The sequence below is a fragment of the Coleofasciculus sp. D1-CHI-01 genome (assembly GCF_040218875.1).
Classification (GTDB): Bacteria; Cyanobacteriota; Cyanobacteriia; order Cyanobacteriales; family Coleofasciculaceae; genus Coleofasciculus.
In genome coordinates this window covers 23,561-35,533 of sequence record NZ_JAVJQP010000059.1, presented here as the reverse complement: position 1 = coordinate 35,533, position 11,973 = coordinate 23,561, and the positions used below count along the sequence as shown (strand labels likewise).

At 45.9% G+C, this 11,973-nt stretch carries 11 protein-coding genes; 2 read left to right on the top strand and 9 right to left on the bottom strand.

What is annotated here, in order from left to right; all coding sequences use genetic code 11:
• Positions 1-279 precede the first annotated feature (279 nt).
• The 6 genes from tal to RIB93_RS11895 form a co-directional block, all read right to left on the bottom strand.
• Entirely contained in the window at positions 280-1,431 is a 1,152-nt protein-coding gene (gene tal / locus RIB93_RS11920) for a transaldolase (protein WP_446372987.1), read from the bottom strand.
• A gap of 443 nt (positions 1,432-1,874) precedes the next feature.
• Positions 1,875-2,021, bottom strand: coding sequence for a hypothetical protein (locus RIB93_RS11915; RefSeq protein WP_446372986.1), 147 nt, complete (start codon positions 2,019-2,021; stop codon positions 1,875-1,877).
• 22 nt (positions 2,022-2,043) lie between these two features.
• Positions 2,044-3,151, bottom strand: a protein-coding gene (prfB, locus tag RIB93_RS11910) for a peptide chain release factor 2 (RefSeq protein ID WP_446372985.1) whose coding sequence is annotated in 2 segments (ribosomal slippage) — positions 2,044-3,078 and positions 3,080-3,151 — 1,107 coding nt in all. Because the reading frame shifts where the segments join, the coding sequence is not laid out codon by codon here.
• A gap of 115 nt (positions 3,152-3,266) precedes the next feature.
• Positions 3,267-3,992: a Bax inhibitor-1/YccA family protein gene (locus RIB93_RS11905; protein ID WP_446372984.1), complete on the bottom strand. Its 726-nt coding sequence runs from the start codon at positions 3,990-3,992 to the stop codon at positions 3,267-3,269.
• Positions 3,993-4,874: 882 nt separating this feature from the next.
• Entirely contained in the window at positions 4,875-4,991 is a 117-nt protein-coding gene (locus RIB93_RS11900; protein ID WP_446372983.1) for a photosystem I reaction center subunit VIII, read from the bottom strand.
• Between the two features lie 69 nt (positions 4,992-5,060).
• Entirely contained in the window at positions 5,061-5,555 is a 495-nt protein-coding gene (locus RIB93_RS11895) for a photosystem I reaction center protein subunit XI (protein ID WP_446372982.1), read from the bottom strand.
• Between the two features lie 332 nt (positions 5,556-5,887).
• On the opposite strand from RIB93_RS11895, the gene psb32 reads away from it, so the two are divergent.
• The gene (gene psb32 / locus RIB93_RS11890; RefSeq protein WP_446372981.1) at positions 5,888-6,604 is read left to right on the top strand and encodes a photosystem II repair protein Psb32; all 717 of its coding nucleotides are present in this window, start codon (positions 5,888-5,890) and stop codon (positions 6,602-6,604) included.
• A gap of 84 nt (positions 6,605-6,688) precedes the next feature.
• Here psb32 and RIB93_RS11885 read toward each other — a convergent pair whose 3' ends face one another.
• From RIB93_RS11885 to RIB93_RS11875, 3 genes are all read right to left on the bottom strand, one after another.
• Complete coding sequence (locus RIB93_RS11885) at positions 6,689-7,072, bottom strand: DUF4346 domain-containing protein (RefSeq protein ID WP_446372980.1); 384 nt, start codon at positions 7,070-7,072, stop codon at positions 6,689-6,691.
• A gap of 228 nt (positions 7,073-7,300) precedes the next feature.
• Positions 7,301-8,497 (bottom strand): GNAT family N-acetyltransferase, encoded by a 1,197-nt coding sequence (locus RIB93_RS11880; RefSeq protein ID WP_446372979.1) that lies wholly within the window; start codon positions 8,495-8,497, stop codon positions 7,301-7,303.
• A gap of 342 nt (positions 8,498-8,839) precedes the next feature.
• Complete coding sequence (locus RIB93_RS11875; RefSeq protein WP_446372978.1) at positions 8,840-9,541, bottom strand: RibD family protein; 702 nt, start codon at positions 9,539-9,541, stop codon at positions 8,840-8,842.
• A gap of 216 nt (positions 9,542-9,757) precedes the next feature.
• Between RIB93_RS11875 and RIB93_RS11870 the strand changes: the two genes are divergently transcribed.
• Positions 9,758-11,863 (top strand): sensor histidine kinase, encoded by a 2,106-nt coding sequence (locus RIB93_RS11870; protein WP_446372977.1) that lies wholly within the window; start codon positions 9,758-9,760, stop codon positions 11,861-11,863.
• Positions 11,864-11,973: the final 110 nt, after the last annotated feature.

Here is an 11,973-nt window from a genome sequence, read left to right as displayed (position 1 = left end):
TTTGTACAAAACCCGCCCTTTGTTTAAGTTTGACGGTTGCATCTGTAGGGGCGGGTTTAGGGACATTCGTTTGGTTGTTAATGATAACGTTTGTACAAAACCCGCCCTTTGTTTAAGTTTGACGTTTACATATGTAGGGGCGGGTTTAGGGACATTCGTTTGGTTGTTAATGATAACGTTTGTACAAAACCCGCCCTTTGTTTAGGTTTTGACGTTTGCATCTGTAGGGGCGGGTTTAGGGAATGCTTCGCCTCTAGGATACGAATGGATGACCTAACATTAAGCTGGCGTAAGCTGTTCAGCTTTCTCTTCAATCGATTGCATCAACGAATCAAAGGGTTTAGCAAATTTTTCAATCCCTTCCTCAACCAGTTCTGCCATTACTTGGTCATAGTCGATCTGGATATCGGATTCAGCCAGACTTTCCAGCGTCTTCTGCGCTTTATCAGCTTCAGTTTCTACCCGATTGGGGGCGACATCAGCATGATCAGCACAAGCTTCAATCGTATCCGGGGGTAGAGTATTCACCGTATTCGGACCAATCAACTCATTCACATACATGACATCGCTGTAGTCCGGATTTTTGGTGCTGGTACTTGCCCAGAGAACCCGCTGTATATTTGCCCCTTGTTCAGCTAAGGCTTTAAAGCGATCGCTCTCGAAAATTTCCTTAAACCGTTGATAGGCAACCTTCGCATTCGCGATCGCGACTTTTCCTTTCAGTTCCCGTAAGCGGGCTTCTTCATTCAATTCCTCAGTACCGATCTGTTTGAGTCTCTCATCAATACGATTATCAACCTTAGTATCAATACGACTCAGAAAGAAACTCGCTACTGAAGCAATATTCTCAATCGGTTTACCTGCGGCAACTCGTGCTTCTAACCCACGAACATAAGCCCAAGCCGATTCCACATAACTCTTCACGGAAAACAGGAGGGTGATATTAACATTAATCCCCTCAGAAATTGCCTGTTCGATCGCCGGGAATCCCTCTTTCGTCCCCGGAATTTTAATAAACACATTATCCCGGTCAATGGCGCGGAAAAAGCGTCGGGCTTCTTCAACCGTGCGTTGGGTATCCCGCGCTAAGTGAGGGGAGACTTCAATACTAACAAAGCCATCGGTTCCGCCAGACTCGTCGTAGATAGGGCGGAAAATATCGCAGGCGTTGCGAATATCTTCAAAGATCAGGGATTCGTAAATCTCTGATGTAGATTTTCCGCCTTTGATCCCCGCTTCGATATCGCTGTCGTAGACGCGGTTATTCGACACCGCCTTAGCAAAGGACTTGGGATTTGAGGTAATCCCGCTGATTCCACGAGTCTCAATCTTGTTTTTCAGTTCACCGGATTCGATTAGCTGGCGATCCAGATAATCCATCCAGATACTTTGACCGTATTCTTTAATTTTGAAAATTGGATTATTAGCCATTATGATTTTATATCCTCGTTAGTTACTTGCAGTCATGCAAGATGCCAATGGTTTGATAAGCTGTCACCCCTTCAGTTGGGTATTAGTAGCGAGCAATATGCAAAGCCTGCGGCATGGCTTCGCTTAACGCACACCAACGATCTCGCCATTATTGACATTAAGGTTTAAATGCCGAACAGCTTAGTGGCAATTTATATAACTTGATGATCGTTAGGTTTTAAAGCTAGGGTTTAGCGCCTCACTAATCCACCTCAGATGTCTGAGAGGGCGGAAAAATGATGCACACTCAATAACAAGCTTACTAATTTTCATTAGAGGATTACTTCTACCTGAAGTCAGGGTTAAGGGGTAGGAGTGCTAATCAAGGTTGCCCGAAAAATCTGCCCATAGTTGTAACTGGTGCTTCGTCATTTGTCATTTGTCATTTGTCATTCGTCATTCGTTTACTCCCTCATCTCCCCCATCTCCCTGATCTCCCTCATCTCCCCCATCTTCCCCATCTCCCTCATCTCCCCCATCTCCCCCATCTCCCCCATCTCCCCCATCTCCCTCATCTCCCCCATCTCCCTCATCTCCCCCATCTCCCCCATCTCCCCTCTCTCTGCCAACCGATCAGGTCAATTGATTTTCCTGACGTAGGTAGGCTTCGATGAAGGGATCGAGCGTCCCATTCAGGACATCATCAACGCCTGTGGTTTCCACATTCGTCCGCAAGTCTTTCACCAACTGGTAAGGATGGAAGACATAATTGCGAATTTGATTCCCCCAAGCGGCTTCCACCATATCGCCTCGGATTTCGGCAATTTCCTGAGCGCGTTGTTCTTGTGCAATCACCAATAGCTTGGCTTTCAGCAGGGCGAGGGCTTTTTCCTTATTTTGGAGTTGCGATCGCTCCTGGGTACAGCGCACGGCAATGTCTGTGGGAATATGCTTAACCCGAACGGCGGTTTCAACTTTATTGACATTTTGACCGCCCTTACCCCCAGAACGAGAGGTGGTAATCTCTAAATCCGTTTCAGGTATATCTAGGTCTACATCCTCGTTCAGGATGGGCATCACTTCCACACCCGCAAAACTGGTTTGCCGTTTCCCGTTGGCGTTATAGGGAGAAATTCGCACCAGTCGGTGAGTTCCTTTCTCAGCTTTCAAATAGCCATAGGCGCGGAGTCCCTGAATTTCTAGGGTGGCTGACTTAATTCCCGCTTCATCCCCTTCTGAGAGTTCTGCCAACTGCACTTTATACCCTTGACTTTCTGCCCAACGGGTATACATTCGCAGCAGCATTTCTGCCCAATCTTGGGCATCCGTTCCGCCCGCCCCAGCATTAATCGCTAGTACCGCACCATTGGCGTCATAAGGACCCGATAGTAGCTGTTCTAGTTCCCAACGGTCAAGTTCGCGATTCAGCTTGACTACATTAGTTTGGGCTTCTTGCAGCAGTCCTTCGTCGGTTTCCAATTCCAGCAATTCCAGAACCGCTTTCGCATCCTCTAGATTACCTTTCCACTGCTGGTACTGCTGGAGATTCAATTTCAGGTCATTCAGCTTTTGCAGGGTTCGCTGAGCGAAGCTTTGGTCATCCCAAAAATCCGGTTGAGCCGCTTGTTGCTCTAGGTCTTTAATTTTGGCAGTCAGTGCTGGTACGTCAAAGATAGTCCTGGGTTTTTCCCAGGCGAAGGGACAAGGTTTCGACTTCGCGTTTAATCTCTAAAACTTCCATGTTTCTTGATTTTGGTACTTTACTACCCTTTATCAATTGTAATCAGAAAATTTAATTACATCAGACCAATGACAGGTATCCCACGCATTTTAAAGCGTGGGATAAGGTGAGTCAATTAGTCGCGATTAAAGGCAATCAGCAACCGCAAAATAAAGATAAACAGGTTGATGTAGGTCAAGTACATCGATAATGCGGCTGGCAGATACTGATCATTGCGATAGGTGCGGGGCAAGATATAGAAATCCACCACCGCCGCACCAACAAATAGTAAAACGCCAATGCCAGAGATGCCAATTTCTAGCCAGCTAGGGGTATAAACGCCAAAAAAGCTCAAGGCGAGCTGACCCACCAACACCACCAACAAGGCAATGATACCCAGTTGCACGGTTTGGGTTAACGCCATCCCATCTTGGTCGGAGAGATTCGAGCCAATTTGACGGGCAGCGACAAACGTGACACCACAACCGAGAGCGGCGATTCCAATCCCTGGAATTCCTACGCCTGAAGTGCCGAGGGCAACATAGACGATACCACTGAGGGTGTAGCCTGACAGCAGGCTATAGGTCGCCAACAGAGGCAATGCTGCACTGTTATTGCCTTTCTCCGCCACACCACGAGCGACGAAGAATAGGACTAATTCAGCAATCAGGGCAACCCAGAAGGTAGGCATGAATAACCCTGGGTTGGTGGTAAGGACATTCAAACCACCATAAGTCCCGACAGCCGTTAAAACCAATCCACCGCCGACGTAGGGCAGAGCATTGGCTATCACATTGGGTCCGACTAGGGCTTGACCCTGTGCATTACGCATGGCTTGGCGAAAGTTACTTGTGTTACTCATGAAAACTCCTTGTGTAACTTACGTCATGATTTAACGAGATCCGGTAAGAATGCTCCCGTCAAATCAAAGATTATGACGGTGAGATGAATCCCAAATGAAAGCAGGTTTACTTCCATTAGTATTATACTCTATTCTAGAATAACGCTACAACTATTGCTCAAGGAGATAATAGCGGTTTCTGCTGTGAATATGTCAATAAAAACGATTAGTATTTCGATTTCAACAAAGCTTTATTTTATGTTTATTTACAATATTTATTTCAGGCATTGAATGGCTAATAATACGCTTTTTATTTAATCAGGCAACAATTATACCCTTAGCCATTAAAATCTCCGCTATATCAGCTTTTCAAAAAATATTATAAACTTTGAAAAATCAATATTTTTAGGGCAAGTATGGGCGGGTTTAGTTACATTTGGGTACAAAGGAAAAGATAGTAGTGAAACCCGCCCCTACACACTTATGCGCCACGTTCTCGAACCATGTCCTTGAACGAAGTGTTTAAGGAGAAGTTAAAAATTAAATCGTGGCGTCACATAAGTACCTAGACATAAATTCTGTACCCTGTACTAAGAAATGTTAACAAGCCTCAAACCCTTACTGTTGCCTAATCTCAACCGTTAACTTTAATGAAAACCGACTACTTACCGTAAAAAGTAAGCAGCTTCCCCAGCTCCCCCTTCGTGCCTACCCAAGATTTCTCAACAACAAGGGGGAGGCTGTATATTCCCAACCCAGTTGTGAACTCAGGCTTAGGAATTCCAGCTCTCCCCATTAATCTAGGTTTTTAGCTTATTCGGCGAGAAGCCTCACACTTAACTTAATCGCAAAGGCTCCTCTAGAAGCCCACACTGTACTCGTGAGAGTCGGGGTGTGGAGTTGTTATGCGTCACTTTCGATGTAAATAAACAGAAGTCCCATCAGTACAGCAGGCATCAGCCAACAAACGACGGGAATCAGAATCCAAGGCAAGAACGAAGCTGCATAAGAACCAGTCATGTCAAATTGTCCTATCTAAATTTACAAGAGTCCAAGACAAATATTACTCAATTTGTGAACCCAGTGGAGTTAGTTATTCACAAAACCCCGGAAAATGGCATCCACTGTCTCAAAATTTTCCAGGAGGAAGTAAGCCACGAAAGCGCCTCCCATACCTCCAACAAAGAATCCACCTGCAAATTCACTCCAGCCTTCAGACGTTTTGAGTCGTTCTGTACTCGGAGCGCTTTCGGCGGCGCTTTTGAGCGACACTAATCCCCAAGCTGCCATTCCGGCGGTTCCCAGTAACACGATAACCAAAGCAGTGACTAAGCCGCCTAGATAACGCGCTTCTGGGTAATCCCGCAGTGCGCCAAACACAACTTCAGGACCAACTAAGAAGTAACCATGAGCCATGCCAATTTCCAAACCGCGTAGGAATGGGGATAGCCCTTTGCGGTAAGCTGGCAGGTTGCCAATGAATGCCCGGGTAAACGCCGAATCGCTGATTGGAGTCGATAAATGACCCACAAAGGGGTCTCCATGGTAGGGCTTTACCATTTCCATATTTCTTGCATCTGCCATCTAGATGTTGCCTCTCACTCTGAATGTTTACAAAAATACCTGACTTAACATTGTAAGCAGAGAGGGGTAATCCCATGACACAATATGGGAAGACCTTTAAAAAACTTCATCAAATTAGTTATAGATTAAGGATATAACACTGCCGTGTCCCTAGGGAGTAATCGGCGCGAATCATCGTCTACGTCCAGCGACCAAAACCCCTGACTTCTTGGAGAAATCAGTAACTTAAGTTGAATGCACAACTATGGTTATATGTCAAGACATGAGCTAGATGTCGGTCGTTCACTAGAGTGTAGTATTTTGAAAAAAACAGTCATCTCAAGAGTCAGTAAATGAGACACATCTTCAATCAACTATACAAAAACCTGAAACGTCTAATACTACCGCTATTACTGGGCGTTTTAGTTAGCGGATTGGTGACTACACCTGCCAACGCTATAAACGTCTACCAAATGCCCAATGTCAACGCGGGTGAACCAACATGGGTGATTGATCAAGCCGACGTACTCAGCCGCCTGAGTGAAGGCAAGTTGAGCAAAAGCTTGGAAGACTTAGCCCAGAAAACCGACAAGGAAGTCAGATTTGTGACGGTTCGCCGTTTAGACTACGGTGAAACCGTAGACAGCTTTGCTAAAGCCCTATTCAAAAAATGGTATCCGACACCGGAAGCCCAAGCGAATCAAACCTTGCTGCTGATCGATACCCTGACCAATAATACTGCCATTGTCACTGGGGAAGACGTCAAGTCAATTATGCCCGACGAAATTGCCGAGAGTGTCGCCTCGGCAACAATGACAGTCCCCTTGCGGGAGGGTAACAAGTACAATAAGTCTTTTTTAGAGGCTAGCGATCGCTTAGTGGCTGTGCTATCGGGTCAACCTGATCCCGGTCCTCCGGTTGTCGAAGAAACGGTTCAGGTTGAAGGCACATTTACCAGCGCAGAAGAAACTGACACCAAAAACTCGACCATCTGGGTTGTTGTACTATTGGTTGTCGCGACAGTGGTACCGATGGCAACCTACTTCTTTTATCAGGGCTTCTCTGGTTAAGTTTGTCATTTGTTACTGTTCCCTGTTCCCTGTTCCCTGTTCCCTGTTCTCTAAGAGATGATCAGAAGCTTTTGCTGTAAGGCACTAATCCTGAACATACTCCTGTCCAGAAATTAAAGCATACTCAGCCCGCATAAACTCCCGTCCTAAATAAGCCGCATGATCCAACATCGTGACTGGACAGGGCTGGGTTTGCTCAAAAATCACCACACAAAGTTCCTTGGCGGTTCTACCTGTAAACAAAGTCGTATGAGTCCGTTCAACCTTACCTCGTGCGGGAATCGGTTTCCCGGTTTCAGGGTCAACGGCTAAACCGCGATCATCAATCACATTGGTGAAATGTTTGGCACAAATTAACTGTGCATCCCGGTCGAGGTAGATAATAAAATATCCACCGGGATCAAGTGCAATCTCTCGTTTAGACAGTTTGTCATCAATAGTACGCAGGTCTTCTACTGTTTGGTTCATCTTGATTTTGGCTCAATGCTTCCCTTCTTGAATACTATCGTGCTTGGACATGTTGAAGAAGGTAGAGGGAAATCTCAAATCCTTACTGTTCCCTGTGACACACCGAGCGTGTTACTGAGCGGAGCCGAAGTCCTGTCGAAGGTTCGAGGTGTTCCCTGTGAAACACCGAGCGAAGTCGAGGTGTTCCCTAATCTCAACCATTAACTTTAATGAAAGTCCGGCTACTTATCACTCCTGAACCAAAAATTGAATATCTCGTTTGCTAAACGGTAAATCATTATTGATCGCATCGATTTCTTCCTGTTCCATTTCATTCACCTCACCTATATAGTGGCGCAAAATTTGCATCAGGCGTTGATTATAAAATCGGTGCAGACTGTGATTCGGTGTCGCGGGAAATCCTCGCCGTCTCTTGTGGCGTCCCCCAGCACCTGGATCAAACATCTTAACCCCATTCGCGATCGCCCATTGTATCGGGGTGTAATAGCAAGCATCGAAATGCAGGCAATCATATTCCTCAAAACAGCCCCAATAGCGCCCATACAACTGATCACCCTTATTAATACAAAACGACATCCCCACGGGATGTCGGTCATCATCCTCTCGATAAGCCGCCACCAATACCACACGATGACGATAGTCGGGATACAACTGTTCAAAAAACTGGCGCGTCAGATACTTACTGCCCCAAAAAAACTTATCGCAGGTGCTGCTATAGAAGTTATAAATCAGGGGAAATAAGGATTTGGGAATATCATCCCCAACTAAAGGAACCAAACGCAGTCCGGCTTTAGTCACCGCTTTACGTTCCCGCTTAATATTACGCCGCTGATTGGCGTTAAAGATACTCAGATAATCATCGAAGCTACTAAACCCTTTATCCTGCCAAATATAACTGTGATGCAACCAGCTTGTAAAACCATGGCGTTCCATCACCTGTCGCCATTCAGGGTCAACAAAGAGAAAATGACAGCCACTAATCCGGTTATTCCCGCAAAAGTGATCAATAGCACTCACCATAATCTCAGTGAGTTCATCTTCATCTTCTCCAGGTGCAATTAAAAATCGATACCCGCCTGCTGGGGTAAACGGCGTCATTCCTAACAGTTTGGGATAGTAGCGAACGCCTAAACGATGGGATAGATCTGCCCATTGGTGGTCAAAGACAAATTCTCCATAGCTATGACCTTTAATATAGAAGGGCGCAGCCGCAATAAGCTGTCGGTTTTGCCATACTGTTAGGTGATTGGGCAACCAGCCAGTTTTAGACGTCGCACTTCCCGATGTTTCTAAATTATTCAACCAATCCCATTCCAGAAATGGTGTTTTCAGGGGTTGGGCAAGGGCATCCCAAGCGGCTTGGGGAATATCAGCCATCCGGTTAACCCAGTTAACGGAATAGTCAGTCTGTGGTTGGTGAACCATTGGGAAAATCTATAATTAGGTCTGCACTATTGGAATGAACGGTGAAGATCGTTATTTGCAATTTGCTCTATGTCATTGGTAAGGTACGGAGGGGTTATTTACATAAGTTAACATAATAGAATTTATTTTGAGCGATTGACGTGAGATGAATTGCCAAAATTAAAGAGCTTGGAAGAGAGTTTTGACCCTTCACCACCTTCGAGGGCATGGCGCGTGAATTTGTAGGGGCGGGTTTAGGGACTAATATTGGTTGTTTTCCCTAGCTTGGCTACAAAACCCGCCCTTTATTTAAGTGCAATAGTAGAGACGTTGCATGCAACGTCTCTACTACTCCCCCATCTCTCATTCCCTCAACAACCGATAGTGCAGAAATAACTCTTGGTCAATCCTCTCAACCGCCAAAAGTTCTAAACGCTTCGCCAATTGCTGCGAAAAACCAGCCCCCTGAACGGACGTTGGGGCGGCTGCACCCCCTAAAATCAGGGGACAAACTGTGAACCAGAGTTCATCGATTAAATCAGCCGCAAGTAGAGATGCCACTAAGTTACCCCCCCCTAAGACAGCAAGCCGTTGGATGCCCAATTGGTTCAGCTGTTGATAAGCCTCATGCCAATTTATCCCCTCGTTAGAGGCATTCACCACCAAAATTCGCTCAAAATAATTAGATTTATCCTGCCATGATTTAGCACCTGCCTCTGTCGTCAACAGCCAACGGGGTAGATTTTGGCGAAAAAAGCGTAATTGTGGATCGAATTGAGCTAGACGGGAGCAAACAATCTGCACGGGTTGGATGGGTAAGCCCCGTTGTTTACGCTGCTGCTGTAACTGGGGATTTGAGACGCTGCGAGTGGTACCATAAGCCCGGAGAGTTCCTGCACCGAACAAAACACCATCCGCTAATGCCACCTGATTTTCCAGATGGGCTTGATCCGCAGGCGATGAGAATCGGGCAGGCGATCGCGTCAAGTCCGCAATCTTGCCATCGGCACTCATTGCCAGAACGACTGTGGTATGGGGTCGATTGATAGCAGACGTTTCCAGCATAGTTGTCTAGGGCAAGAAAAAGAATGATAACTATTTTGGCGCAATTCACCCTAGGATTGTCTGCATGTCTGCCACTCTATCAAAACCATCGAAAGAGGTTTTGAATCGTTCTAGGATAGAGATAAGGGGTTTTCAAGGAAACTCGGTGACTCGTAAACTGTATTAACGATTACTCTTTCTACCACCTTTTCTTCTGTAATCACACCAGCGTATCTTATGGCTAAGCCAGGTCAATCTTCCTTTCGTCGTGTTTTGCTGTCACGCCTGTTGTTGCTCAGCGTGCCAGTGTTACTCTTGGGAGTTTATGTGACCTACAGAAAAGCACGCTCAACGCTTCTAGACACAGCGCGTCAAAATTTAACCGAAAGTGCTGTGAGAAAAGGGGAAAGCATTCAAGAGGCTATCTCAGCGTTACAAGCCAACCTGCTGACCGCTAGCCAAGCCATCGTCTTTCGATCTCAGTCATCGACAGGCTATCAACAATTTATCAACCAACTGGCTCAACAACTCCCCACCCCGATCAATTGCGTGCAGTTGAGTGATATCCAGACTCAAGATATTGTGAGCAGTACCTGTAATCAATCCTTACCCGTCAGTCAGCAAGTGATATCGCAATGGTCTAGCCAGCAAGGTGAGGTCTCTGTCGATCCGTCTCAAATTGATGTTACAGTGCTACCTCCGCTAGCACCCTCAACCCCTGCTACAAAGGAAGCTGAAGCCAACGAGGACAAAAGTCAACTCCCACTTCTGTTGAGTGCGCCCGTTTATAACGCTGAGGGTCAACTCCAATATGCTTTGAGCTTATGCTCAACCTTACTCCAATCCAAATCTATCAAGCCGGGTTCCCTATCTGGTGAACCCGTGGTGATTACCCAAGCGGGTAAAATTCTGGTGCATCCCATCGCCCAGGAAGTGGGACGCAATATCAACCAAGAACTGGATTCTTCAAGACTTGAGAGTCTGGTCGAAGACGCGATCGCAGGTCGTGAGTCCTTTATCCATCTTGACTTGGATGGTCAGGAATATGTCGCTGGCTACACCGCGATTGAAAGTCCGATTAGCAAATCTGACCAGCAATGGATTATTCTCGCTGTTACCCCCTTAGAGAGTGCGCTGATCGGTCTTCAGGATATCCGCCAAGTTCTGTTTATCCTCACCTGTGGCTTAATTGCTGCCAGTATTTTAGCCACAATTTACATTTCCCGTGACCTCGCCCGTCCCTTAGAAAAACTCAGAGATTGCGCCTTGCATGAATCCCAGCTTCACTCGAATTATCGCATTCCTCATACCTTCAAAATTCGAGAAATTAACCAATTAGCCGAAGCCCTGGATGGCATGTTTGAGCGGCTCAAACATTGGGCAGAAGAACTTGAAGCCGCCTGGAAAGAAGCCCAAGCTGCTAACCGGCTTAAGAATGAGTTTCTCGCCACGACCTCCCACGAACTGAGAACTCCTCTCAATGGTATTATTGGTTGCCTGCGACTGGTCAAAGATGGTTTCTGTGATGACCGAGAGGAGGAACTTGACTTTTTACAACGAGCCGATGAAGCGGCTATTCATTTGTTGAATATTATTAATGATGTTTTAGACCTGGCAAAACTTGAGTCAGGTAAACTTTCCGTTGAAGTTGAATTGATCGATCTGCGTCAACTGATTGATGAAGTGATTCACTTACAGGCAGTCTCTATTAAATCGAAGGGACTCGAATTCAACACAAAAAACTTGCATGAAAAACTTCCCGTTCTTGCCGATCCCGCTAAACTAAAGCAAGTCCTGATTAATGTTATCGGCAATTCAGCCAAATTTACTGATTCGGGCAGTATTACAGTCAGTACACAGATTGAAACAGCCAGCGATAAGACCCAACCAGTGGTGAATACTGATGATTCTACCTTAGTTGCTAACGTCTCCACTATCCCCAGCAATGGACAAGTCACTGAAAATCAGGGAACTGAAGAGTTGCTTCCTGCACAAGTTGTTGTCACAGTAAAAGATACGGGAATTGGCATCGATCCGGTGCAACAGTCTAAACTATTTCGTCCCTTTGTCATGGTAGATGGGTCAACCACGCGCAAGTATGGTGGTACAGGTCTCGGTCTGGCGATTTCCCGCAACTTGATCGAATTGATGGGGGGGACAATTACCCTTTTTAGTGCTGGAGAAGGTCAGGGAACGACGGTGAACATTAGCTTACCGCTTGTCGAAACAAAGGGACAGGATACAGATGAGCAACTTGACAGTGAGTCACCCTCACAACTATCAACAGAGTTGCCTAAACAGCAGGATTCAATTGGCGAGATTAACGGGAAAATTCATAACTAATTAATATTTTACTGTCCAATAGGCAAGGAAAATAAAACTAACAATTTAGCACAATAGCTACGGAAGGCTAAAATTTTCCCGACACCCCTCACCCTACACAATGTTTTAAG